Genomic DNA, 26,154 nt, shown 5'->3' with positions numbered 1-26,154 from the left:
GGTTAAAAGGATGTAGGTATCGGACGTGAGACCGACAAACCCTGTGCCAGCCGCTCTCAGCCGTTGTTTCTGTTTCCACTCAGCGCCACTGCTTCTCCTCCAACGTCCAGTTCGAACCTGGCAACCTTCCTTTCTTTGCAAAAGTCGTCAGAATATTCCCAAGCAGCTTGGAAATGTTGTTGTCGAAATTATTGTAAGGAAGCGACTGGCTGAAGGCGATCGAGCCGGTGGAGATCACCGCGCCGTTTTCCGGCGTCGTGAAATAGACCATGTCGGCGCGGATGCGATAGTCGTAGGAACCCATCAGCCCCGGATAGGGATAGAGAACCTCCTCGACAACGGTCTGGTAATTGTCGCTGTGGCCACCGGAAGAGGCGACGATCAAGGCGTGCGGCGGAGTTCCAAGCGTGAGATCATAGCGGTCGATTTCGAGACCGGCAGCGCCATGATGCGCCAGACCGAAATCGCCCAGGATTTCGCCTTCGATCCCTTCGAACATCCAGTCGGCGCGGCGGTGCCAGCTATCCGGCATGCGTCGGTAGGGCCGCGCGGAATCGAAGCCTTCGGAGATGAAGCCGACGCCGAGGACTTTTTGCGGCGGACGGCCGAGATCCTTCCAGATCCCGCTCTTCTGGCCCGAGGTCGCGAGATAATATTCGCCCGGCCGGGCCTGCCAGGCGCGCATGCCCGAGTTAAGCTTGCGCACTTCGACGCACCACGGCTCGTCCTGTCTGTAGGATACATTCCAGTAATAACCGTTGCCGCCGAGATAGATCAGGCGTCCACCGGCGGCCGCATAGTCTTCCGTGGCGTCCATCAGTTCTTCGGAGACATATTCCGGATGGGTTCCGGTCAGAACGACTGTGTAGGGTTCCAGTGCGGCCACGCCCTCGCGCTGAACGTCTTCATCGGTGATCACCTCATAGTCGTAACCCATGTGATCGAGCCAGGCGATCACGGACAGATCGGCCGGGAATTGCCAGGTGACCCCCATCGACGACATGCGCGCCTTTGGCCGCATGTTGAGGATCGGACGGAGATAGGAGGAATAGCACACCCCTGCCCCGTCGGCATGATGATCATAAAGCGACAGCCCGAACTCCTTCGTCTGGTACAATTCGATGTCGATCTCGGAAATTATCGGCGACTGGCCGGCCAGCGGCTGCATGATTTCGGCGTCGAAGGTCAGATGCTCGTTGGCATAGGCGAGATAGCTGCTGGTCGGAATGAGGAAGCAGATTGGCGCCTTCGGTGTCTTGGCACGCACGAAAAAGGGGATGTATTCCTCGCGCAGGCCCTTGCCGTCGCCGACGCGCAGGCGGAAGGCATAGGCTCCGGAGCGGACATCCGGCACGGTAAAGGATGTAGTCTTTTCCCAGCGGCAATCAATGATCGCATCGTCATGGAATTCGATGCCGCCATATTCGCCGGGTGACAGACGAAAGCAGTCGTTGCGGCCCGCCCAGTTGAAGCCGGTCTGTCCGCGAACCGGCCGGTTATAGCCTTCGGCATGCAGCGCATGGGCCCCAGTATCGATCACCCGGTCGCCGATGCCCCTATCCGTGTAGCCGAGCGACGTATCCCAGGCTGCGAGACATCCATTGGCTGGTGGTTTGCCGGAAATGCGGAAGGCATCCAGCTCCTGGCGCGACAGGACGCGGTCGAACACGGAGGGGCGGTCGAGCTTGCCATTGTAGCATTGCGTCTTGAAGGTTCCGCGCAGACTGTGCCAGTCCTGCGCCGCTGCCAACAGGAACGGCACCTCCGGCGGATTGAGCGGCTTGAACCGGAGTGTCTCGCACACATGAGAACGGAAATCGATGCCGGCGACCTTGCCGATCAGGCTGTTGTAGCGTGTCCCGGCGCTTTCCTGATAGAGCGTCGCATTGCCGGTCGATGCATCGTAGGTCGCTGCGACGAAGTACCACTGGCTCTTCATCAGCGGCACTTCTGCATCGACATAATCGACCTCGCGTCCGTCGCCATAGCCGAACTCCAGCAACCCCGCCGGATTGATCCAGAGCCCGTAGCCACGGTTGTTGTAGGCGTCCCAGCGGCCCATCAGGCATTGCCGCTCGCCCCCGCCCGGCTTGTTCGGGTAAATGAAGGCCGCGAGCGTGAAGCTACCCTTCGGCGCCAGATGCCCTGCCGGATCATCGACCGTCAGAAAGGAACCGACCTGTGTGAACTGCTTGCGCACGGTCCAGTTGCCATTCTGCGGGTTTGCGATCTCCTCTTCCTTGTAGCCGGGGCCTGCTGGATGGATATCCCCATGCACCAGCCGGACAAGCTGCGCCTCGACGCGGGTCGTACCGTCGGCATGCACGAAGAAGCCGATATCATCGCCCGGCCGTACCGAGATCCTGTCTGCGTAACCAAAGATTTTCTGTTCGGCCATGGACCGGCACTCCATTCAAAAAGTCTGCGTCATAACGTCAGTGATTGTCTGTTCAGGTTTCGAGCAGGTCTTGGACACGGCGCAGGAATAGCGCGTGATAGGCCTCGTCCGGCGTCGCATAGGTCTGGTCCTCGACGAGGCGCGGGGCTGTGCCGCGATGGCCGGCCAGTGCCACGATCCGGTAGGCTTTGAACTCCTCGATCACCATGATCGCGTATTTGTCGATCTGCCCCTGACGGCGGAAATAGTTGAGCAGGCGCTCCAGCGCTTCGGAGTGTTGGCCGAGCGGCCTCGTGCGATGTTCCTCGATCACCGCGTCGGAGATCAGGCGCTTGAGGAAATCGCGCTGCATCTTGTCGAAGCGGCGGAAGTAGATCTGGTCCTTGTCGTGGATTTCGGTGGCTTCTTCGGGGAGCATTTCTCCGCCTTTCTCCGCGCGCGTCGCGCGGCGTTCACTGCGTTTCTTGGCGCGCCAGGTGCGGAACTGATCCTTGATCCCGAACAGGCCGCCGCGCAGGAACAGGACGACCATCAGCATGATGGCGCCGATCTGCATGAAGCGCAGCGGCCCAAGATCGATCAGCACCCGGTCGATGAAGACGACGATGATCGTTCCGACGACCGCGCCTTCCGAGCGGCCGATCCCGCCGATCACCAGCATGGCCAGCGAAAGAAGCAACGTGTCGAACGAAAACAGATTGGGCGAGGCACCGCCGAAATGAATGGCATAGAAGCCGCCGATGAAGCCGAGTGCTGCCGACGAGATCAGGAACACCCAGACGCGGGCGCGCAGATAATCGACGCCGACCGCCTGCGCGAAAGCCTCCTTCTTCTCCGGCGCCATCCGCAACACCCGGCCGAGCCGCTTGCCGTTGACGAAGCGATAGACGAACAAAGCGGCGAGCAGGAGCGCCAGACAGGCGTAGTAACCGAGCAGCAATTGCCCTTCCTGTCCGAGACCGTTAGGCAGGTAGCTGGGCGCGCCATAGAGGCCGCCCGTCGCCGACCCCAGTTGCCGCGACTGCACCACATAGACGCGGCAGAGTTCGACGACACCGAGGGTCAGCAGCGCATAATAGAAGCCATCGAGCCGCATGGCGGGAAAGGCGATGACGGCGCCGAAGGCAAGGCCGATTGCCGTGCCCATCAGCGGCAATGTCCAGAACGGTAGCCCAAGCTGGATCGCCGCATAAGCCGAGCCGTAGGCCGCCGCCCCGACCACGGCATAGGTCGCGAGCGAGAAGATGCCGGCGGTTCCGATCACCAGCATCCAGCAGAGGTTGATCGCGCCGTAGATACCCATCACGGACATGGCTGTCATGACCGTGTTCCAGGAGCCTGCCGGCACCAAGAAAGGCATGAGAAGAAACAGCACGAAGGCCATCGACCACCAGATCGGCCGCTTGTCGAGAATGGTCTTCTCGCGGCGCATGGTCTTGGCATTGTAGCCGCCGGAAATGTTGAGCATGCGCCGGCGCGTCGGCCAGTATCGGGTGCGGTGCCAGAGGCGCTCGCCGTGGCCCGGCCATTTGTAGAAGAAATTGAACCGGCCGACTTTGTGCATTTCAGGCTTGAAGGCGGTCGTCTCGTTCCAGGTCGACTGGTGGGACTGCCAGGGATTGGTCGCGACCTGACGCGTCTCCTTCTCAGGGTCGAAACAGCCGAGCGGGTCGATCCACATGGGCGGCGGGGCGATATGGGCTTCGGTCATGTTTCAGGCCTCCCGTGCCTTGTCGAGGATGCCGGCGATGCCGCGCGGCCTGAACAGAAGAATTACGATGATCAGCAGGAACTGGGTGATGAGGACATATTGTCCGCCGAGCAGCGACGAAGTCAGCGCCTCGTTGAACCCGAGAAGAATGGCGCCGATCACGGCACCCGGCACGCTGCCCAACCCACCGACGAGCGCGATGCTCAATCCCTTGACCATTGGGGTGATGCCGCTGAAAGGGGCGACATAGTAGGTCTGCGCCAGAAGCACGGCGGCAAGTCCGGCGAGCGCGCCGGTCAGCGCCATCACAGAAATAGCCGTACGGCGCACCCCAATGCCGACAATGGCGGCGGCATGCGGGTTCATCATCATCGCGCGTATCTCGAGGCCCCGCCGGCTGGAGCGCATCCAGAGCAGGATCAGCGACAGAAGCGCGATGGCGGAAAGCGACGCACCGATCTTGTCGGCCGTCAGAACGACGCCGAAGAGATCGACCTTCCCGCGTCCGAACAGTTGCGGCAGCGATTTGGCCCTCGGGCCAAACATCCACAGCAGGATCTGATTGCCGGCAAGACTGATCGCAAGGGTCGCAATCAGAGCCCGGATCGGAAAATTCGGCTTGTCATGGACGGGGATGAACGCAACCAGGCAGACGAACACGCCGCCGACTGCTCCTGTGAGGATACCCGCCGCCATGACAAGAGGCGGGGACGGCGCAAGATAGACGCTTGCGAGCCATGCACCATAGCCCGAAAGCGCGAAGATGAAGCCGTAGGCCATATTGACGAGACCGAGGCTCGACCAGGTCAACGATATGCCGATGGCGATGGTGCCGTAGATGCAGGCGAGCGTCAGAGCGTTGGAAACGATGAAACCGAGATCCATCAATGCGCTCCATGCCCGGTGAGACTCTTCATGATCGATGCCTCGCCTTTGAGTTTGCCGGCGTGCATGCCGATGATCCGATCAACCTTGCCTTCCAGTAGTGCAACGTTCTGCTCGGCAATAACCATCGCGCTGTCACCGAGTTCGACCGCCATCAGCGCCTCGATCACCGACTTGCCGATCTTGGGCGCCAGGCCAAGCGACGGCTCGTCGACCAGAAAGAGGATCGCGTCCGCCATCAGCCCACGGCCGATCGACACCATGCGCCGCTCGCCGCCCGACAGGCGTCCGACCGGCGTTGCCATCAGCTTTTCCAGCGGTGGGAAGATCTGAAGAATGCCTTGCTTGCGCTTCTTTCGCTCGGACCAGGCGCGCGGCGTAAAAGCGCCGCTATCGAGATGTTCCTCGACCGTCAGCCCGTGGAAAATCTCGTCACCCTGCGGGATCAGTGCTAAGCCCCGCCGGACGATATGGTGCGTGTAGCGTCCCGGCCCCTGGCTTCGGGTTCGGCCGACCTCATGCCCGTCAAGAAGAATAGAGCCGCGTTGCCAGCCAGTCAGTCCGGCGATTGCCTGGAAAAGGGTCGATTTGCCATGACCGTTCAGGCCGACGAGACCAACGCGTTCTCCCGCATAGACTTTCAGATCGAGGTCGTGGATGACGCGCATCGGCCCCCATCCAGCGGAAAGCCCGCCAACATTCAGAATTTCCCGATGAGCAATGTACGGCGCAGTGATTGTCGTCGTCATGCTGCGGCCTCGTCCCTGACAGTCTCGAAATAGGCCTCGTTCACCCTGGGGTCGGCGAGCACGTCCGCCAGCGAGCCTTGCGAGATCACGTCGCCCGCATCCATCACCATCACCCGGTCGGCGATGGTTTCCAGAAGCTCGATCCGGTGCTCGACGATGATGATCGCGATGCCCAGCTCCTTGGCGAGAACCCGCATGATCTCGTCCAGTTCGTCGATTTCGGAGTTGATCAGGCCTGCCGCCGGCTCGTCCATCAGCAGCAGCTTCGGCCGCCGCATCAGCAGGCAGGCCATCAGCAGCTTACGCCGGTTGAGCGTGTCGAGACGTTCGGCAATCGTGTTGCCGGGCTCATGGAAGCCGACCAGTTCGGCGCCCCATTCGGCATCATCAGGCGTCAGATACGGCACAAAGGCTTGCCTGGCCGCCTTGAACACCGCAGCGACCGTCAGTTCTTCCGGCACGACGGGCGTCTGGAATGTCCGTCCAAGCCCCAGCCTTGCCCGTTTCTGCAATGGCAGGGACGTAACATCCTTGCCATCGAAGATCACCCGCCCTGATTTCGGCTGCATGCGCCCCGAGAGGACCTCGAACAGGCTGGTCTTTCCGGCGCCGTTCGGGCCGATGACCCCGAGCACTTCGGCGGGATCGACATGAAGGGAGACGCCGTTGAGAATCTGGCGTCCACCGAGTTCGAGTGTGATGTTCTCGCAGGCGAAAAGGGTGCCCTGTAGGGTGTTCAAGGCCATGCTCACCACCCCCTAGATCACCACCATGGTGCGGCGCGCATTTCGGTTTCCTGTAGCGCGTCGGGATAGATGATCTTGTGTTCGCCGTCCTGCACCTGGAAGAACAACTGGGCCATGCCCTTTTCGAGATCCGTCGCGGTGACATCGTAGCCGTTGTCAGGATAGTGGGCGCATTCCTGGAAGGCATTGCCCATGCTCATGTAGCCGCAGACGCCACGATAGGGATTGGTGCGGATCCAGTCGGCGACCGCCTCGAACTTCGATGGATCGCCGACCGCTTCCCAGGCCGCCTTGAGGTAGTAGGTCGTGTCATAGCCATTGCCTGTGTAGCAAAGGCCCATGATTCCGGGAAACCGCTTCTGGTACTTCGCTCGAAACTCCTTGCCCTTCTCGTCGGCATAGACGCCGAGCACAGTGCTCCAGACGAACCCTTCGGCAGCGGGACCGGACAGTTCGAGAAATTCCGGCTGGGAAGGTCCGTACTGGAGATAGACGAGTGTGCCTTCCAGCGGATCGGCCTGATACTGCTTGACGAAGGCTGCATATTCGGCGGCGACCCAGTGGTCGATCATCACGGCGCCGGCGCCGATCTTCTTGATGTCCTGGATGACCGGTCCCCAGTCCTGCACAGGGTACTGGATATCGGTGATGCCCGCGAGTTCGAACTTGCTCTTCGGCAGCGCCGCCTGCAGGCATTTGGAGATCGTCTGGTTGTAGGCGATCTGTTCCTGGACGATGTGGACACCGTTGTTCTTCGGTTTCCAGACACCCTTGTCCTGCATGGTCTGCAGGAACATGGGGAAGGTGTAGCCGTAGTGCACTTCGGACGGATCCGTCTGGAAGATGTGGCGGTACTTCTCCGGGTTCTTGACCAGCGCATCGGTCATCGCGCGTTGCGTCAGACCCCAGAGGAACGGCGCCTTGTAACCGGCGGAAGCATCGGCCAGCGGAATAGGCGTGAAGGTAAACGCCGTGGACATCGCATGCACCTTGGCATCGACGAGGCTGTTGATCGCGACGCGCCCACTTTCGGGCGACAGCACGTCGAAATCGACGACGACGGGCTTGATCTCGCGGCCGAGAACGCCGCCGGCCGCGTTGATCTCCTCAAGCGCAAGGGTCGTCCCGTTCAGATAGTCCTGATGGTCGGCCACACCGGCCATTGCCGTCTGCGAGATCGGCAAGCCCAGCAGGATGGGTTCCGACGCAAAACTGCGGCGCACGAAGGGTGATGGAAAGGTCGAGGCGGCAACGCCGGCCGACAGCGTTTTCAGCACGGTGCGGCGCGAAATATCCTTCAGCATGATGATAGTCCCCCGATTTTTGACCGCTGGCCCACCTTGGAGCCCGCGCTGCATTTTTGCAGTGGAGGGAACGTTATCGCGGCAACGCGGCTGCGTATTGCCTGAGACAGACCGCACTTTGTTCCGAGAGTGAACGATGAATGCTCATGTCGGACGACTTTGGGAAGCGGCATGTTCCTTGCGTGTAAATTGAGACATACTGCGACTGTTCATGGTTTCAGGCGGGGTGCCTATCATGCCAATTGTCCATCATTACAACACTGAACAACTTCAGAGCGCAAACAAGCTCAGCGCCTGGCAAGAATACATGTCTTCCGTGTATTACGACTTGGATATCGTCCCATTGTCGGCAGACAAAGTCCGGGGCGAACTTTATGAAGTACAATTTCCATCGATCGGCCTGTCGCAATTTAAAGCAGATGCTCAAAAAGTGGTTCGGCACAAGTCTGCGGCACAGCGTGACAAGTCGGAGAACTTCGTTTTCCTGTTCCCCACACGTCAGCGAATGGCGTTCGAACAAAATGGACGAGCAGGCGTCGTGCTGCCCGGAAGCGTTTTCCTTCTGAACTCTGCCGAAGGGTACAGGATCGATGTGCCTGACCAATCCGAAAACGTAACCCTCAAGATCTCCTGTGCTGCCTTGCGATCACGCGTGAACAAGATCGACGATATCTGCGGCACCAAGAATTTTGCAAACCCGTTCCTTGTGCCCGTTGTCGCCCAGATGGGCGCGCAACTGCTGAAGTTTGATGGCGGCGGCGACAGCATGAAGCTGGAACAGACGCTGACCGACCTCATCTGTCTGATGATAGAGACGCACCCAGAAAGCGATCTGATGATGAGAGATCGTCAATCGTTGGTCTCGGTCATGTACGACCGGCTGATGTCCTACGTGCGCGCGCATTTTCGCGATCCGAACCTCAGTCCCGCAAGCGTCGCAGGAGCGCACCGCATATCGGTCGGATATCTTCACCGCGTCTTCCATCGGCACGGCACAACATTCGGCGACGTGGTGATGGAAATCAGGCTGATGGAGGCCTGTCGATTGCTGCAACATGCCAGGACGTCAAACAGACCGATCAACCTGGGCGAAATTGGATATAGCTGTGGGTTTGTCAGTCAGGCGCATTTCTCGTCCCGCTTTAAAAAGCATTTCGGGGCAAGTCCACGGGACTTTAAGTAGTGCGCATTCGGGCCCTAAAACATGGCGTTGGTCGTTTCACTGTGAGATTACACGTGTGGCCGATTGAAAAATGATTTTGACGCTTCTCAGATACCACTGGTCTTGAAAGGATCGAACGCCTGAAAGATGAGCTTGAGAAAATGATCCGCTAGTTCGGGCGCGGAAGTAGCTGAGAAGATTGCCGTCACCGAGATCCTTCGCTTCCGATATCCTTTGGCTCAATAAGGTTCAGGCGGAAGCGTCGCCTTGAACTAATACGAACCGTCGGCCCGTTATTCCATCCCACGTATCAATGAAAATTCCGCGCTTTCACCTTCAGCGTATCGATATGAAGATCGGGCGTGAACAAGTCCCGCGGGACCACCGGCTTCGGCCTGTCTCGCGAATCCGGCCCGCCGCCGCCGTGGGCAAACTCGTCGCCGCGCCCGGTCGGCAGCTTGAACTCGCTATCCCGATCAGCCAGACCGACGAGGTCCGCTGACAGGTCGAACAGTAGCTGTGCCACGAGATGCACGACCTCCCCTTCCCGCTGGATTCGGCCATTGATCGCCATCATCGAGGACCCCAGCACCACCCGCCGCCGTTTTTCGAACAGTGTCGGCCAGACGACGATGTTGGCCGGCCCCGTTTCGTCCTCGATGGTAATGAACATGACACCCTTGGCCGATCCCGGCTTCTGCCGGACCAGGACGAGACCAGCCGTGTAAACCCACCGACCGTCCCGCGCATTCATCGCCTCTGCGCAGGTGATGATGTTGCGTGCTGAAAGGTCCGTGCGGAGGAAGGCAACCGGGTGCTGCCGCAGGGTGAGCCCGGTATGGCTGTAGTCCTCAATGACGTTGTGCCCGTCCGTCATTTGCCGAAGCGCCACCTCCGGCTCTTGCTGCTCTGCAATTGCCGCCATCTCGCGTTCAGCCGCGGCTGCAAACAAGGGCAGTGGCTCGTCGCGCAACGCCTTAATTGCCCAGATGGCATCGCGCCGTTCGAGTTTCAGCGATGGAAGGAATGCATCGGCCTCTGCCAGCTGAACAAGCGCTTCCGTCGGCACGGTGGACCGGCGCCACATGTCATCAACAGACGCGAAAGGACTGTTCATGCGCGCCGTCACGATCCGCGCCGCATCCACCATTGCCAATCCCTTCACCTGCCGAAAACCGAGCCGGACAGCATGCCGATCGGTGCTGCCGATCCTCTCCAACGTGCAGTTCCAGCGCGAGCGGTTGACACAGACTGGCCGCACCTCGACGCCATGCTTGATCGCATCACCGACAATCTGGGCAGGCGCGTAAAAGCCCATCGGCTGACTGTTCAAAAGGGCTGCGCAAAAGACATCCGGGTAATGGCATTTGATGAAGTTCGATGCGTAGGCGATCAGTGCGAAGGAGGCTGCATGGCTTTCGGGGAAGCCATAGCTGCCAAAACCTTCGAGCTGGGAGAACGTCTTTTCGGCGAATTCCGGCGTGTAGCCATTCCTCACCATGCCCGATACGAGTTTGTCCTTGAACCGCGAGACGCCGCCGGTGAACTTGAAGGTCGCCATCGACTTGCGCAACTGGTCGGCCTCGCCGCCGGTAAAGCCGGCGCAGACCATCGCGACCCTCATCGCCGACTCTTGAAACAGCGGCACGCCCAGCGTCTTGCCGAGCACGGCCTCGAGTTCCGGCGTCGGGTATTCGACTGCCTCCTTGCCTTCGCGCCGGCGCAGATAGGGATGCACCATATCCCCTTGGATCGGACCGGGCCGGACAATGGCGACCTGCACCACGAGGTCGTAGAAGGTTCGCGGTTTCAGCCGCGGCAGCATCGCCATCTGCGCGCGGCTTTCGATCTGGAAGGTGCCGAGCGTATCGGCCTTGCGGATCATCGCATAAGTGGCGGGATCCTCCTGCTCGATCTTCGACAGGTCGAGATCGCGGTCCTTGTGTTCGCGGATCAGATCGAAGGCCTTGGCCATGCAGGTCAGCATGCCAAGGGCCAGGATGTCCACCTTCATGAACTTCAGCGCTTCAATATCGTCTTTGTCCCATTCGATGATCTGACGGTCCTTCATCGTGGCCGGTTCGATCGGCACGAGATCGTCGAGCCGATCATGGGTGAGGACAAAACCGCCGGGATGCTGGCCGAGATGCCTTGGCGCGCCCATTAATTGCTGTGCGAGCTTCAAAGTCAGCACAAGACGCCGGTCGTCTGGATTGAGATTGAGTTCGCGGACATTGCGGTCACAAACCTCCTCCGACCAGGACCACATGCCCGACGACAGCGCCTTAATCACGTCCTCCGGCAGGCCGAGCGCCTTGCCGACGTTGCGGATTGCGCCGCGGGCGCGGTAGCGGGTTACGGTCGCGCAGAGGGCCGCCTTTTCCCGGCCGTAGGTCTTGTAGATCCACTGAATCACCTCCTCGCGCCGCTCGTGCTCGAAATCGACATCGATATCCGGCGGCTCGTCCCGCTCCTGGCTGACAAAACGCTCAAACAGTAGGTCGTTGGTCGAGGGATCGATCGAGGTGATGCCAAGGATATAGCAGACGGCACTGTTGGCTGCCGAACCCCTGCCCTGGCAAAGAATGCCCTGGGACCGCGCATAGCGCACGATCGAGAAGACTGTGAGAAAATAGGGGGCGTATTTCATGGTGCGGATGAGATCGAGTTCGTGCCGCACGGTTTTCAACACATCGGGCGGCAGCCCCTCCGGATAGCGATCGGGCACGCACTCCCAGACGTAATGCTCAAGCGACGCTTGGGCATCCTTGCCCGGCACGATCGCCTCGTCCGGATATTGGTAGGTGAGTTCGTCGAGCGAGAAAGTGCACCTACGGACAATCTCCATCGTTCGCGCTAAGGCCTCGGAATATCGCGGAAACAACCGCTGCATTTCTTCCGGCGGCTTCAGGTATCGATCGGCATGGCGCTCGCGCTCGAAACCGACATCGTCGATCGTCGTGTGGGTTCGAATGCAGGTGACAATGTCCTGCAACTGCCGACGGCCTGGCTCATGAAAGAGGACATCATTGGTGACGACCGTCTTCACCTTGAAGCGCGTGGCGAGATTGGAAACTTCATACAGCCGCAGCTGGTCGTTCTGTCGGCGCCGCAGGCAGAGCGACACATAGGCCCGATCGCCAAACACCTCGGCCATCCTGCGCAGCTGGATCGCACAGGCGTCATCCGGCAGATCCGGCACCAGGATGCCGATCATTCCTTCGGCATAGGCGATGACGTCGTCCCAGTGCAGGATGCAGTTGTTCTTGCCGCCGCGCGACTTGCCGAGGGTGATAAGGCGGGTCAGCCGGGAATAGCCAGCCCGATCGGTCGGATAGACCAGCACCGACATGCCGTCTTGCAGATCGAGCCGGCAGCCGACGACGAGCCGCAAACCGGTCGCCCGCGATGCCTCGAGCGCCCGCACAATCCCGGCCAGCGAATTGCGGTCGACGACGCCGAGGGCTTCGATGCCGAGAGCCTTGGCGGTCCCGAACAGTTCCTGCGCCGAGCTTGCCCCGCGCAGGAAGGAAAAATGGGTGGTGACCTGCAGCTCGGCATAGCTCATGCGAAGATTCCGTGCATGAACCAGCGATGGCTTCCGGTTTCGGGATCGATGCCGTCACCGGAACGAAAGACCCAGAGACGTTCGCCAGCCTCGTCTTCGATGACGAAATAATCGCGTACCGCCTCCATCTCGGCGTCGCGCTGCCACCACTCGCCAAAAATCCGCTCCGGACCATCGGCCCGCTTGACCTTGCGGCGCTTGCCACGCCAGGTGATGGAGACAGGCGGGCGGTCCGGCAGCAAGGCGATGGCCTCGATCAGCTCGGGACGCGCCAGCAGGCGGACCGGCCGGCGCCAATGGCTGACCCAGGTGACCTCGACCGGATCGGCCGCAGGACCGATCCGCTGGACGGAGCGCTCCGGCACGTCGGAGGCAACGGGCGCCACCCGATAAACACGCTGGCCACGGCTTCCATAAATGTCGATCAGCGGCGTGACGTCGGTGACGTCATCCTCGACCAGCGACGAGGATTTCTGGCGCTCCTCCAGCGGCTCAGCCATGACGGCGACGAGCGTCAGCTTCTCGATCCCGAAGCCGGGCTCGATCTTTTCCGTGCGGTCGCGAAACAGCTTCGTCAGCCAGGCGACATCGCGCACCGGTTTGACCGTCCCGACGCGGATTGCCTGCCTGGTCCCATCGACCTTCTCGACGATCAGATCCGCACGGCGAACGCCAAGGCCGCGCTTTTGCAGTTCCTCGATCAGTTGCATGACGAGCCGGCCGACATATTTGTTGATCGTTTCGGCAGCACCGATCGGTTCGGCAAAGGCTCTGGAGACCTCGATCAACTCGGCAGTGCGGATCGGATCGATCGGTTCGGACAAGCGGCCGAACATCTGATCGAGCCGCCGGCCGATCTCCGGACCGAAACGAAGCGTCAGCGGCGCGCGCGGCGTATTGGCCAATTCGCCGATGGTCTGGAAGCCAAGCGTGCGAAGGTCGCTGACGACCGCGCCGGGAAGGCGCAGCAGCGATATCGGCAGCTTCTCGACGGCGCGCACGGTCTCACCGATCGGGACGATGGCCGTCTCACCGCTGATGGCGCGCGCGCAGGCATGCGCCGCGCCCCAGGTGTCGGCGACAGCAACGCGGGGCGTGAGCTTCCTGGCCAGGAACTGATTGGCGATCCTCGTCACCATCGGCAACTCGCCGCCCTGCAGGTGATCGGCACCCTCTGTGTCCATGACGATGCCGTCGATCCCATCGACTGCGACAACAGGGGAATAAAGCGTCAGCGCCCAGAGCGTGATCCGCTCGAGTGCTGCGGCATCCGTTGCAGGATCCGCATCGACCAGCATCAGGCCACGGAACAGCGCCTGCGCTTTCGCCGCAGGCATGCCGACATGAACGCCGGCTTTTCGGGCGGCGGTGTCTGCGGCCGATACCCAGCGTTTCGAGCCGCTCCTTGCAATCACGGCGATTGCCTGTTCAGGCGGAATGGATGGATCGGCGCGACGAATACGATCCGTTGGCAGATCCGGAAGATAGATCGAGACGACCCTTGTCATCGCACGCCCTCACGAGAAACTCATCACATTCACCCGCTTTCACGCGCATCAATTCCAGCAACCATTGGGACTTTCCGACACCTAGCACTGGCAATTCCTCCGACGGCATGACGCTGACCCGCCACCTTGTGGTCGAGGCCGTCGGCTGCCCGAAATCATTCGCCTCCGTCTGCCGTCGCCAGCGTCGGACCGCGAGCGCCATCGTGCCTGTTCGCTCGGCCGCCAGCTGCAGCCGGCGCGAGCCGACCATTGGCAAGCGAACGAGTTCACCAACGACGGCTCCGAGCCCACCGAAGGAAAGCCCCTCCTCCATATTGGCGAGCACGTCCTCTTCCTTGTCGGACTCGACGAAGATCACCCGGTCGGGATGCAGCCCGACCTCAGCGAGTGCGGGGAAAAATAGATCCGGCCGCGTCAGGCACCAGACCACAGGACCTTTGGTGCGGGCCGCGATGCCGGCTGCGAAAAGGGCTGCCGCCGCACCATCCACCGTGCCCGACCCGCCACCAGCAAATTCGTGCAGGGCGCCATAGGCAAGGCCACCTCCCGGCAGGACTGCATCTATCTCCGGCACCCCGAAGGAAAGACAGCCGGCCTTCCGGGTCGACACGCCTTCCAGCGAGGCGATGCGCTCGCGCAGATCGGAAATCACCCGTTCACGGGCAGCAGTCATCGTTCACGGCTCCCTTCAAGGTCGTGTTGGCGGCCGACATCATGTCGATCAAAATGCGGATGTTCTCTATCTGTTCCCGCCGACTTGAAGAGTCAAGCAACCGGAGGATGGGAATATTATCCTGAACATTAGGAATCGGAAGAATACTCAGGAGAATCAGGTGGGTAGCGGTTGAAGGTTTTTTTCGGAGCGTGTCAGAGCGCTACTCCCTTTGTGTGAATTGCGGGGACAAGTCGGCATCGTCACAGTGTCTTTAAGATTTTTCTGCTGAACTGTCGGCATGACCAAGCCTCCGAGATCAAAACCCCTCCTTCGTGACACCGAGGCTCCGATCCGATCAAAGCCGCGAGGCAAGCGAAATCCGGCCCAGCCACAGCTGCCTTTCGATCCCATGCCAGACCGCGTCGAACCCGCGTTGGCGCAATTGAAGAGCCATCCTCCAAAAGGGAAAGAATGGAGTTGGGAGCTGAAATGGGATGGCTATCGCCTTTCCGTTCATATCGAGCCGCAGGGTATCCGGGTCCTCACCCGCGGCGGCCATGACTGGACGCACCGGTTTCCGGCGATCGTAGAGGCCGCCCGAAGGCTCGGGCCGGCGACGATGATCATCGACGGCGAGGCTGTCGTGCTTGATGGAGAGGGCCGGCCGGATTTCGGGTTGTTGCAGCAATCGCTGGGCGCATCCGGCAAACAAGCCGGCAACCGGGCCTCCGACGCCATCTTCTACGCTTTCGATCTCATCTATTTCGACGGACACGATCTGCGCGGTGTCGAATACCGATCGCGCCGGCATCTCCTCGAGGACACGTTGAACGGCAAAGACGGAGCCATTCGGCTGTCGGAAACATTCGACACCGAACCAGCCGTCCTGCTTGAGCATGTCTGCCGTCTCGGCCTGGAAGGCATCGTCGGCAAGCACCTCGATCGGCCCTATCGTTCCGGCCGGACCGGGGATTGGGTTAAGATCAAATGCGTCCACAGCGAGGCCTTCTTCATTGTCGGCTATGAGAGGTCGGCGTCGCCTGCCGGCTTCGGGTCGTTGGTGCTTGCCGCCAATCGCGGAGCTGATCTCGTTCACGTCGGAAGCGTCGGCACGGGTTTCAAGGAAACCGAGGCCATCCGATTGCGGAAGATGCTGGACAAGCTGCGCTGGAAGCGAAAGCAGCCGCCCCTGCCCTATTCCGGAAGTGCCGATATCGTCTGGGTCGAACCGACGCTGATTGCCGAGATCGAGTTTCGCGCCTGGACGACAGACGGGAAACTCCGTCATCCATCTTACAAGGGTTTGCGCGAACGGCAGGACAATGCCGAGGTCTTCCGGCTCGACTAGCGAAATCAGCGCCAAACGCTAGATTGTCCTCCACTGAGCTCAAGCGGAGCAGATGGCCCACAATGTGTAACCTTTATCGGATGGAAGACAGGGACTGGGTCGCGAAGTGGGCCCAGGACGCCGAAAGCCCGATCTACAACGCCAACGCGGCTTGTCCGTTCATCGCTCGATAACTCCGCGCCGCTTGTTCCACTCAGTTCTCCGTTACCTTTCGTACCATCTTCGCCAGCCGCACGCTTGGCTTCTGCGATGTGCTCGCCGCCATCTGCAAGAACCTTTGGTTGTGCCGATCGCACCAGGAGGTAGCACTATCCACCCCCGATACCTCTAAAGGTGAAATATATATATATCTAGTATCTAGAATATACGATAACGTAATTGTGAGCCGGAGTGGTTGTATCGATCTCATTGCGCGGGGGGCGTAAATGAATATTGCAACTCGCCTTAAACATTTGGGCACCAGTTGTTCGGGCCACGCCATGTCGTCAGCCTCCAACTCGCCCTCATCGAAAGAAAACAATAGAAAGAAAAACTGTGCAGCGGAGCCACGCGAAACTGCGGGCATCATATTCGAAAGTCTTGAGCCACGACTGCTTCTTTCGGCTGATTTTTTGCCAGTCCATGGGTCGATAGATATCCCCGGTGAGACCGACAAATTCACGTTCCACCTGGCTGAACACACACAGCTCTACTTCGACTCTCTAGAAAATAGTGATTTGACGTGGAGCTTGACCGGGCCGAGCGGTTCCGAAGGGACAGATCATCCATTCAACGACCTGGACGCTTCCACCTCTCGTTCCGCACTACTCGATCTTGTTGCCGGAGATTATACTCTGACTGTCGGTGGATCGGCCGACGCGACCGGCTCCTACGATTTCCGCCTGCTCGATCTTGCCGCCGCAGATCCGATCACATCGGGCCAGCCGGTCTCGGCCAATCTTCCCACCGGCCGCGAGACGCTGCTCTACAGTTTCGATGCTGCCGCCGGTGAGCGCTTCTACTTCGACTGGCGGGACGGCACCGGCTCCATCAACTGGCGCCTCATCGATCCCTTCGGCAAAGACGTCTGGTCGCAAGGCTTCGGCGATCGCGACGTCGAGACGCTCGCCCTGTCGGGAACCTACACGCTCGCCGTCGAAGGCTATGTCTCCAATCCCGACAGTCCCCTCGACCTCACCTTCGCCATCCAGAAGGTCACCGATACGACGAAGCCGATGACGATCGGTGCCAAGGCCGAAGGCGAGATCACCCATGCCGGCCAGAAGAACAGCTTCACCTTCAACCTCGCAACGGCGGGCCGCTTCTATTTCGACAGCCTGACGAACGATCCCAACCTGCAATGGCGCCTCGTCGGGCCACGCGGCCTGGAGTTCAACAACCCCCGCTTCCTTGCCAATTCGGACGCCTCCGGCTCTTCCGAACGCCCCGTGCTGGAACTGCTGGCCGGATCCTACACGCTCATCGTCGACGCCGACTACGACACCACCGGCTCCTACGCATTCCGCCTGCTCGACCTGGCCGCCGCAAATCCGATTATCCGGGGCGAGCCGGTCCCTGGGACGCTCGCCTCGGGAAACGAGACAGCGATCTACAGCTTCAGCGCTCAGGCCGGCGACCAGATCCTGCTCAATCGGCAGGCCCTCACCGCCGGCAATCCGTACTGGCGGTTGATCGACCCCTATGGCGGCCAGGTCCATAGTGACTTTTTCAATGACAGCCCGTCCCTCACCCTTCGTTTGACGGGCGTCTATACCCTTCTCTTCGAAGGCCAAGTCGATGCCACCGGGGCGCTGCAATATACATTCAACGTCACCTCGCAAGGCCATGTCGAGCTGCCGGCGCCAACCGGCGCAGAGCTCGTCCTGGGTGAGACCAAACAAGGGGAGATCACCGCAGAGGGAGAGCAGGACGACTATGTATTCAGCGTCACCCAGCCAAAACAAATCCTCTTCGATGCCCTGAGCAACACGCCTGACCTGGTCTGGGATCTTATCGGTCCACAAGGCGACATTGTCTCCTCCCGCTCGTTCGCCAATTCCGATGCGTGGACGATTGGAAGTGATGCCACGCTCCTGCTCCAGGTGCCGGGCATCTATCGCTTGCGGGTGCAGGGCAATGGCCCCTCGGTTGGCTCCTACGCATTCCGCCTGCTCGATCTTGCCGCCGCAGATCCGATCACATCGGGCCAGCCGGTCTCGGCCAATCTTCCCACCGGCCGCGAGACGCTGCTCTACAGTTTCGATGCTGCCGCCGGTGAACGCTTCTACTTCGACTGGCGGGACGGCACCGGCTCCATCAACTGGCGCCTCATCGATCCCTTCGGCAAAGACGTCTGGTCGCAAGGCTTCGGCGATCGCGACGTCGAGACGCTCGCCCTGTCGGGAACCTACACCCTCGCCGTCGAAGGCTATGTCTCCAATCCCGACAGTCCCCTCGACCTCACCTTCGCCATCCAGAAGGTCACCGATACAACGAAGCCGATGACGATCGGTGCCAAGGCCGAAGGCGAGATCACCCATGCCGGCCAGAAGAACAGCTTCACCTTCAACCTTACAACGGCCGGCCGCTTCTATTTCGACAGCCTGACGGAAGCTCCGAGCCTGCAATGGCGCCTCGTCGGCCCGCGCGGACAGGAGTTTAACAACCCCCGCTTCCTTGCCAATTCGGGTGCAGGCAGCCTTTCCAACCCCGTGCTGGAACTGCTGGCCGGATCCTACACGCTCACCGTCGACGCCGACTACGACGCCACCGGCTCCTACGATTTCCGCCTGCTCGATCTTGCCGCCGCAGATCCGATCACATCGGGCCAGCCGGTCTCGGCCAATCTTCCCACCGGCCGCGAGACGCTGCTCTACAGTTTCGATGCTGCCGCCGGTGAGCGCTTCTACTTCGACTGGCGGGACGGCACCGGCTCCATCAACTGGCGCCTCATCGATCCCTTCGGCAAAGACGTCTGGTCGCAAGGCTTCGGCGATCGCGACGTCGAGACCCTTGCCCTGTCGGGAACCTATACGCTCGCCATCGAAGGCTATGTCTCCAATCCCGACAGTCCCCTCGACCTCACCTTCGCCATCCAGAAGGTCACCGATACAACGAAGCCGATGACGATCGGTGCCAAGGCCGAAGGCGAGATCACCCATGCCGGCCAGAAGAACAGCTTCACCTTCAACCTCGCAACGGCGGGCCGCTTCTATTTCGACAGCCTGACGAACGATCCCAACCTGCAATGGCGCCTCGTCGGGCCACGCGGTCTGGAGTTCGACATCCCCCGCTCCCTCGCCAATTCGGATGCAGGCAGCCTTTCTAACCCGGTCCTGGAACTGCTGGCCGGATCCTACACGCTCATCGTCGACGCCGACTACGACGCGACCGGCTCCTACGATTTCCGCCTGCTCGATCTTGCCGCCGCAGATCCGATCACATCGGGCCAGCCGGTCTCGGCCAATCTTCCCACCGGCCGCGAGACGCTGCTCTACAGTTTCGATGCTGCCGCCGGTGAGCGCTTCTACTTCGACTGGCGGGACGGCACCGGCTCCATCAACTGGCGCCTCATCGATCCCTTCGGCAAAGACGTCTGGTCGCAAGGCTTCGGCGATCGCGACGTCGAGACGCTCGCCCTGTCGGGAACCTACACGCTCGCCGTCGAAGGCTATGTCTCCAATCCCGACAGTCCCCTCGACCTCACCTTCGCCATCCAGAAGGTCACCGATACGACGAAGCCGATGACGATCGGTGCCAAGGCCGAAGGCGAGATCACCCATGCCGGCCAGAAGAACAGCTTCACCTTCAACCTCGCAACGGCGGGCCGCTTCTATTTCGACAGCCTGACGAACGATCCCAACCTGCAATGGCGCCTCGTCGGGCCACGCGGCCTGGAGTTCAACAACCCCCGCTTCCTTGCCAATTCGGACGCCTCCGGCTCTTCCGAACGCCCCGTGCTGGAACTGCTGGCCGGATCCTACACGCTCATCGTCGACGCCGACTACGACACCACCGGCTCCTACGCATTCCGCCTGCTCGACCTGGCCGCCGCAAATCCGATTATCCGGGGCGAGCCGGTCCCTGGGACGCTCGCCTCGGGAAACGAGACAGCGATCTACAGCTTCAGCGCTCAGGCCGGCGACCAGATCCTGCTCAATCGGCAGGCCCTCACCGCCGGCAATCCGTACTGGCGGTTGATCGACCCCTATGGCGGCCAGGTCCATAGTGACTTTTTCAACGACAGCCCGTCCCTCACCCTTCGTTTGACGGGCGTCTATACCCTTCTCTTCGAAGGCCAAGTCGATGCCACCGGGGCGCTGCAATATACATTCACCGTCACCTCGCAAGGCCATGTCGAGCTGCCGGCGCCAACCGGCGCAGAGCTCGTCCTGGGTGAGACCAAACAAGGGGAGATCACCGCAGAGGGAGAGCAGGACGACTATGTATTCAGCGTCACCCAGCCAAAACAAATCCTCTTCGATGCCCTGAGCAACACGCCTGACCTGGTCTGGGATCTTGTCGGTCCACAAGGCGACATTGTCTCCTCCCGCTCGTTCGCCAATTCCGATGCGTGGACGATTGGAAGTGATGCCACGCTCCTGCTCCAGGTGCCGGGCATCTATCGCTTGCGGGTGCAGGGCAATGGCCCCTCGGTTGGCTCCTACGATTTCCGCCTGCTCGATCTTGCCGCCGCAGATCCGATCACATCGGGCCAGCCGGTCTCGGCCAATCTTCCCACCGGCCGCGAGACGCTGCTCTACAGTTTCGATGCTGCCGCCGGTGAACGCTTCTACTTCGACTGGCGGGACGGCACCGGCTCCATCAACTGGCGCCTCATCGATCCCTTCGGCAAAGACGTCTGGTCGCAAGGCTTCGGCGATCGCGACGTCGAGACGCTCGCCCTGTCGGGAACCTACACGCTCGCCGTCGAAGGCTATGTCTCCAATCCCGACAGTCCCCTCGACCTCACCTTCGCCATCCAGAAGGTCACCGATACGACGAAGCCGATGACGATCGGTGCCAAGGCCGAAGGCGAGATCACCCATGCCGGCCAGAAGAACAGCTTCACCTTCAACCTCGCAACGGCGGGCCGCTTCTATTTCGACAGCCTGACGGAAGCTCCGAGCCTGCAATGGCGCCTCGTCGGCCCGCGCGGTCTGGAGTTCGACATCCCCCGCTCCCTCGCCAATTCGGGTGCAGGCAGCCTTTCCAACCCCGTGCTGGAACTGCTGGCCGGATCCTACACGCTCACCGTCGACGCCGACTACGACGCCACCGGCTCCTACGATTTCCGCCTGCTCGATCTTGCCGCCGCAGATCCGATCACATCGGGCCAGCCGGTCTCGGCCAATCTTCCCACCGGCCGCGAGACGCTGCTCTACAGTTTCGATGCTGCCGCCGGTGAGCGCTTCTACTTCGACTGGCGGGACGGCACCGGCTCCATCAACTGGCGCCTCATCGATCCCTTCGGCAAAGACGTCTGGTCGCAAGGCTTCGGCGATCGCGACGTCGAGACGCTCGCCCTGTCGGGAACCTACACGCTCGCCGTCGAAGGCTATGTCTCCAATCCCGACAGTCCCCTCGACCTCACCTTCGCCATCCAGAAGGTCACCGATACGACGCCTGCTCCCATTCCTTCATCAGGAGACGGCCCCGGCGCGGACCTCGTCGTTGACGATATCGGGGTCAATCCGCCTACGGGTTGGCGTCCAGGTGACACGGTCAATCTCACCTGGACCGTCCGCAACACCGGCACTCTGCCCGTCGGAAACGCTTGGGCTGATCAGATCCGCATTCGCAATCTCTCCACAGGACAGACTGTCCTTGTCGAAAATGTCGCGTTCGAGAGCCAGGCCGGCCTTGCGGCCGGTGCCAGCCAGACGCGCCATCACAGCCTGACATGGCCCTCCGGATTGGCAAGCGCTGGCGAATTTTCCTTCGAGATCACGGCGGACTCCGGCAATCAGGTTGCCGAGACCAATTCGACCGGAACGGCCGAAGCCAACAACCTGGCGCAGCTGACGATCGCATCGGCGCCGGACCTCAGGATTGCCGATCTCCGTGTCGTCACCACGGATGTCCAGGCCGGCGGGGCGGTCACGATCGAATGGAGGGAAATAAACGCCGGCGCGCTCGCGGTGTCGACAGGCTGGTATACGCAGATTGCTGTGGTCAATGCCGCGACTGGGGAGACGGTGTCGACGACTTTTGCATATTACGATCCGGCCGCGGCAGGGAATGGCCCGCTGGCAAGCGGACAGAGCCGACTGCGCAGCCAGAGTATACAACTACCGCACGGATCAAAGGGCGCCGGCACGCTCGTCATCACTGTCACGGCGGATCGTAATCAGGACGGTAGCGGTGGTATCATCGAAGCAGCCGATGGGGCCAACGCGGAGACAAATAACAACGCTTTCGTGGAAGTGTTGTCGCAGTCGAGGCTCTATCCCGACCTCGCGGTCACCAGCCTTTCGGCCCCCGCTATCGGGATCGGAGGGCAAGAGATCGAGGTGGAATGGACCGTAGCCAACAAGGGACCGGTCGCCACGGGCGCGACGGCCTGGAAGGACACGGTCATCCTCAGCCGCGATGCGATATGGGGAAATGACGATGACACCGTAATTGCAAGCTTTGACAGGGCGGGAGGACTCGCTCCCGAGGGAGAATATTCGCGCAAGGAGACGATCACGCTTCCTTCACGCCGCGACGGCGGCTACCTGCTGACGGTGCGCACTGACACCGCAGGCGCGAACATCGAACCTGACACGCTGAGCAACAACACTGGCGTTCCCGTTTCGATTGATTTGCAGTCCCCTGCGTCGGATCTCGTCGTCGAGGCGGTATCCGCCCCGGTTACCGGTCGCAGCGGCGAATTGATCGATATCTCGTGGAGAGTGCGCAACCAGGGCGAAAATGCCACCGATGTGACGGCCTGGACCGACCGGATCATCTTGTCGGCTAACGACACGCTCGATGCTTCCGATCGTATCCTCGCCAATGTAGCCCATACCGGCGCAATCGCCAAAGACGGCACCTATGCAGGACGGGCAAGCGTGCGCCTGCCCGACGGCATCCAGGGAAGTTTCTTTTTGTTCGTCGTCACGGACGCGCAGGCGCAAGTCTATGAACGCGAGGCGACCGAAAACAATATTGGCCGATCGCTATCGGCGATTGCCGTGTCGTCAACGCCGGCGGCCGACCTCGCCGTGACAAGCGTCAGCGCGCCGGCAGCGGGCGTACCCGGCGAGCGGCAGAAGATCGAATGGACCGTTCGCAACGATGGTGAAGGCGATGCTCGTTCGCCATGGACCGACCAGGTCTATATTTCCAAGACCGGAACCTTGTCGGACGCCATCTTGATTGGCGAGCTGCGGCGCACTTTCGATCTCGCCCGCGGCGCAAGCTACACCGCATCGATCGAGGCGACCCTTCCCGATGCCACAGATGGCGGCTATCGCATTCTGGTCGTCGCGGACGCGGGTCGCGAGGTCTACGAGATCGACAGGGAGGACAACAATGCGGGCAGCTCCGCATTCACGCTCACCCATCCTGACCTTGTTGTTTCAAACGTTCAGGCCCCTGCCGCGATCGTTTCGGGAAGTATAATCCAGGTCCGCTGGAATGTGCGCAACGCCGGCACTGGACCGGCACTCGGCAATTGGACCGACACTCTCTACCTCTCCTCTGGCGAGACCTTGAATGCGGATGCGATCAAGCTTGCCGAGATAAGCCATGCCGGCGGGCTGGGCATCTCGCAGCAGTATGACGGTGAAGCCACAGTCCTGGTGCCGCTTTCCGCTGCAGGCACCTACCGACTGGTGGTGGTCACGGATCTGCAGAATCTCGTGCGTGAACCCGAGGCCGAGGGCAATAACAGCGCGAGCAGCCCGCTCAGTGTCACGCTCGCGCCATTTGCCGACCTTTCGGTCAGCAATGTCTCGGCGCCAACCCTGACAGTCGGTGATCCGGGTCGCATCACGGTCGGTTGGACGGTCACCAACCATGGTACAGGCATCGGACAGATGCTGTCCTGGCATGACGCGATCGTCGCGTCGCAGGATGCTGTTCTCGGCAACAGCGATGATGTGGTTCTGGCCGAGTTCGAGCATGACGGAGCACTTACGGTCGGTGATCACTATGCCCGCAGCGAGGTGATCGTCCTGCCTGGCGACCTTTCGCAACGCTATACGTTGTTTGTGCGCACCGACGCCCGCTCAGCGGTGTTCGAGAACGGATCGGAAGCCGACAATGCAGCCACGCCGGGACATCCCATCGACATCGTGCCCATTCCCTATGCCGACCTGACCGTCACGGACGTGGAAGTTGAGCCGACGGCAACAAGCGGAGGCAGGCTCAAGGTCAGCTGGACTGTCAAGAACCAGGGCATCGGCGTCACGGACAATGACCAGTGGGTCGACACGATCACATTGATTGATAATACGGGCAACGAGATCGCCGAGGCACGCTTCGTCCATCTCGGTGTCCTTGCGAAGGATGCCAGCTACCCGAGGTCGGCGGAGATCGTCCTGCCGAACGGGCTTTCGGGCCCTTACAGGGTCGTTGCCCGGACGGGCGGTGTCTACGAGTTCGTCTATACTGCAAACAACGAGAAGACATCCAATGTCATCGATATCGCCCTGGCTCCTAGCCCGGATCTGACAATCACAGAGATCAAGGTCCCTGAACTGGCCGTCGAAGGCGATATGATCGATATTTCCTGGACGGTCGCCAACACTGGCCAAGGCGTGGCGAAAGGAACCTGGAGCGACCGCATCGTGCTGCGTCCGCTCTCGAGCGCAAGTATGCCCGACATCCAGGTCGGAACCTTTGCCTATGAGGGTGAACTCGCCCCCGGTCAGTCCTACACGCGAACAGAGCGTTTCCGCCTGCCGGACAAGATCGAGGGCAGCTACCGCGCCTTCATCGTCACCAACGCATTGGTACCGACGGCCGATGATGCGACCATCCCCGAGCCGACCTATTTCCTCTACGAACACGGCGCGGCTGCGACGAACAACAGCACGGGCGACGATGGCACCATAAGGGTTCAGCTCAAGCCGAGAGCCGACCTGCAGGTGGATGCTGCGATCGTTCCAGCGCGCGTGCCGGCGGGAGCGACGGCTTCCATTCAATTCACCATCATCAACCAGGGAACCGTGCCGACGGCGGGCCAGTGGAAGGATCAGGTCTATCTGTCCCTGGATAACAAGATCGACGCCGGCGACACGCTGGTCGGCACCTATGACAACGGGCTGGCGCTTGATCCAGGCGGTCGCTACACGACAAGCACCGGACCGATCGAAATACCGATCCGCTTCCGGCGCGACGCCTATCTGATCATCCGCACCGATGCGACGGACCAGGTCGAGGAATATCCCAACGACGCAAACAACGAGCGCGCCTTTGCGTTTTTTGTCGAACCAAAGCCGCTTTCGGATCTGGTGACAGGCAGCGTCGTTGCTCCTGTTCAGGCCGTCGCCGGTTCGGAAATCGAGGTCAGGTTCACCGTCAACAACAATGGCTCGGCCATGACCGACAAGGCCAGCTGGGTCGATACGGTGTGGCTGACCAAGGATCGCACCCGCCCGAACCCGTCGAAGAATGGCGGCATTCTGCTCGGAACGGTGGCGCACACCGGCGCGCTGCCCGTCGGGCAAGGCTACGATCAGATCATCAAGGTCAAGCTCCCTGATGATCTTGCGTCCGGCCTCTACTTCATCACGCCCTGGAGCGACGCCTACGACGTTGTCCTCGAGGACACGCTCGCCACCAACACCAATCCCGACGATCCCTTCGAATTCGACAACAACAATTATAAGGCGCGCCAGATCCAGGTCCTCGGTCCCGAGACGATCGCCAAGCGGCCCGACCTCAAGGTGATATCGCTCGAAGGACCGACGCAGATTGAGGCCGGCGGCCAGTATACCGTCAAATGGACGGTCGGAAACGCCGGCCCGGGCGATACCGGCGAAGTGAGCTGGAGCGAACGGGTCTGGATTTCGGACCGCCCGACGCTCGGCGAGACGGGCGCCAAGGAATGGCTGCTGGAAACGTTCGAGCGCAGCGGAGGACTGGCGGTCGGCGCAACGGCAACGTCCGAGCGCACCTACAACCTGTCGCCTGCCATCCAGGGCATGTA

The 26,154-nt window shown here is 60.9% G+C and carries 12 protein-coding genes and 2 pseudogenes (1 of these 14 running past the window's edge); 5 read left to right on the top strand and 9 right to left on the bottom strand.

Features of this window, described 5'->3' with window-relative positions; all coding sequences use genetic code 11:
- Positions 1-79 precede the first annotated feature (79 nt).
- From ACD590_RS26490 to ACD590_RS26465, 6 genes are read right to left on the bottom strand one after another with little or no spacing between them, the layout of a single operon-like run.
- The gene (locus tag ACD590_RS26490) at positions 80-2,398 is read right to left on the bottom strand and encodes a N,N-dimethylformamidase beta subunit family domain-containing protein (protein WP_439003743.1); all 2,319 of its coding nucleotides are present in this window, start codon (positions 2,396-2,398) and stop codon (positions 80-82) included.
- Positions 2,399-2,450: 52 nt separating this feature from the next.
- Entirely contained in the window at positions 2,451-4,109 is a 1,659-nt protein-coding gene (locus ACD590_RS26485; protein ID WP_439003742.1) for a branched-chain amino acid ABC transporter permease, read from the bottom strand.
- Positions 4,110-4,112: 3 nt separating this feature from the next.
- Positions 4,113-4,994, bottom strand: a complete 882-nt coding sequence (locus ACD590_RS26480) for a branched-chain amino acid ABC transporter permease (protein WP_439003741.1) — start codon at positions 4,992-4,994, stop codon at positions 4,113-4,115.
- On the bottom strand, positions 4,994-5,743 hold the full coding sequence (locus ACD590_RS26475) for an ABC transporter ATP-binding protein (protein WP_439003740.1): 750 nt from the start codon (positions 5,741-5,743) through the stop codon (positions 4,994-4,996). The genes ACD590_RS26480 and ACD590_RS26475 overlap by 1 nt, the downstream gene beginning before the upstream one ends.
- Positions 5,740-6,489 (bottom strand): ABC transporter ATP-binding protein, encoded by a 750-nt coding sequence (locus ACD590_RS26470; protein WP_439003739.1) that lies wholly within the window; start codon positions 6,487-6,489, stop codon positions 5,740-5,742. The genes ACD590_RS26475 and ACD590_RS26470 overlap by 4 nt, the downstream gene beginning before the upstream one ends.
- A gap of 17 nt (positions 6,490-6,506) precedes the next feature.
- Positions 6,507-7,793, bottom strand: coding sequence for an ABC transporter substrate-binding protein (locus ACD590_RS26465; RefSeq protein ID WP_439003738.1), 1,287 nt, complete (start codon positions 7,791-7,793; stop codon positions 6,507-6,509).
- Positions 7,794-8,028: 235 nt separating this feature from the next.
- Here ACD590_RS26465 and ACD590_RS26460 point away from each other — a divergent pair, with 235 nt between their 5' ends.
- Positions 8,029-8,976, top strand: coding sequence for a helix-turn-helix domain-containing protein (locus ACD590_RS26460; RefSeq protein ID WP_439003737.1), 948 nt, complete (start codon positions 8,029-8,031; stop codon positions 8,974-8,976).
- A gap of 289 nt (positions 8,977-9,265) precedes the next feature.
- Here the strand turns inward: ACD590_RS26460 and ACD590_RS26455 are convergent, their stop codons facing one another.
- The 3 genes from ACD590_RS26455 to ACD590_RS26445 are packed head-to-tail and all read right to left on the bottom strand — an operon-like array spanning position 9,266 to position 14,704.
- Positions 9,266-12,523, bottom strand: a complete 3,258-nt coding sequence (locus ACD590_RS26455; RefSeq protein ID WP_439003736.1) for an error-prone DNA polymerase — start codon at positions 12,521-12,523, stop codon at positions 9,266-9,268.
- Complete coding sequence (locus tag ACD590_RS26450) at positions 12,520-14,031, bottom strand: Y-family DNA polymerase (protein WP_439003735.1); 1,512 nt, start codon at positions 14,029-14,031, stop codon at positions 12,520-12,522. Before ACD590_RS26450 ends, ACD590_RS26455 begins: the two co-directional genes overlap by 4 nt.
- Positions 13,952-14,704, bottom strand: a complete 753-nt coding sequence (locus tag ACD590_RS26445) for an ImuA family protein (RefSeq protein ID WP_439003734.1) — start codon at positions 14,702-14,704, stop codon at positions 13,952-13,954. The genes ACD590_RS26450 and ACD590_RS26445 overlap by 80 nt, the downstream gene beginning before the upstream one ends.
- Before the next feature lie 280 nt (positions 14,705-14,984).
- Between ACD590_RS26445 and ligD the strand changes: the two genes are divergently transcribed.
- The 4 genes and pseudogenes from ligD to ACD590_RS26425 form a co-directional block, all read left to right on the top strand.
- Positions 14,985-16,034: a non-homologous end-joining DNA ligase gene (gene ligD, locus ACD590_RS26440; protein WP_439003733.1), complete on the top strand. Its 1,050-nt coding sequence runs from the start codon at positions 14,985-14,987 to the stop codon at positions 16,032-16,034.
- A 62-nt stretch (positions 16,035-16,096) separates the two neighbouring features.
- A pseudogene (locus ACD590_RS26435) lies at positions 16,097-16,180 on the top strand (SOS response-associated peptidase); the annotation flags it as partial.
- Positions 16,181-16,459: 279 nt separating this feature from the next.
- Positions 16,460-16,657: pseudogene (locus tag ACD590_RS26430) on the top strand (LEPR-XLL domain-containing protein); the annotation flags it as partial.
- Positions 16,658-16,750: 93 nt separating this feature from the next.
- Positions 16,751-26,154, top strand: the 5' end (the start) of a protein-coding gene (locus ACD590_RS26425; protein ID WP_439004049.1) for an Ig-like domain-containing protein. The gene runs 21,043 nt beyond the window's last position; 9,404 of the gene's 30,447 nt are visible here — the first part of the coding sequence; the start codon lies at positions 16,751-16,753; its stop codon lies off the right edge, out of view.

Source organism: Rhizobium sp. 862_C5_N1_2, assembly GCF_051811205.1.
Classification (GTDB): Bacteria; Pseudomonadota; Alphaproteobacteria; order Rhizobiales; family Rhizobiaceae; genus Rhizobium; species Rhizobium leguminosarum.
Note: the sequence above shows the minus strand (reverse complement) of the source record. Positions and strands in the feature narration are given on the sequence as shown.

Excerpts from the sequence above, each read along its gene's own strand:
- ACD590_RS26470 (WP_439003739.1), bottom strand. The coding sequence starts at position 6,489 with ATGGCCTTGAACACCCTACAGGGCACCCTTTTCGCCTGCGAGAACATC.
- ligD (WP_439003733.1), top strand. The coding sequence starts at position 14,985 with ATGACCAAGCCTCCGAGATCAAAACCCCTCCTTCGTGACACCGAGGCT.
- ACD590_RS26475 (WP_439003740.1), bottom strand. The coding sequence starts at position 5,743 with ATGACGACGACAATCACTGCGCCGTACATTGCTCATCGGGAAATTCTG.
- ACD590_RS26450 (WP_439003735.1), bottom strand. The coding sequence starts at position 14,031 with ATGACAAGGGTCGTCTCGATCTATCTTCCGGATCTGCCAACGGATCGT.
- ACD590_RS26455 (WP_439003736.1), bottom strand. The coding sequence starts at position 12,523 with ATGAGCTATGCCGAGCTGCAGGTCACCACCCATTTTTCCTTCCTGCGC.
- ACD590_RS26485 (WP_439003742.1), bottom strand. The coding sequence starts at position 4,109 with ATGACCGAAGCCCATATCGCCCCGCCGCCCATGTGGATCGACCCGCTC.
- ACD590_RS26490 (WP_439003743.1), bottom strand. The coding sequence starts at position 2,398 with ATGGCCGAACAGAAAATCTTTGGTTACGCAGACAGGATCTCGGTACGG.
- ACD590_RS26480 (WP_439003741.1), bottom strand. The coding sequence starts at position 4,994 with ATGGATCTCGGTTTCATCGTTTCCAACGCTCTGACGCTCGCCTGCATC.
- ACD590_RS26445 (WP_439003734.1), bottom strand. The coding sequence starts at position 14,704 with ATGACTGCTGCCCGTGAACGGGTGATTTCCGATCTGCGCGAGCGCATC.
- ACD590_RS26460 (WP_439003737.1), top strand. The coding sequence starts at position 8,029 with ATGCCAATTGTCCATCATTACAACACTGAACAACTTCAGAGCGCAAAC.
- ACD590_RS26465 (WP_439003738.1), bottom strand. The coding sequence starts at position 7,793 with ATGCTGAAGGATATTTCGCGCCGCACCGTGCTGAAAACGCTGTCGGCC.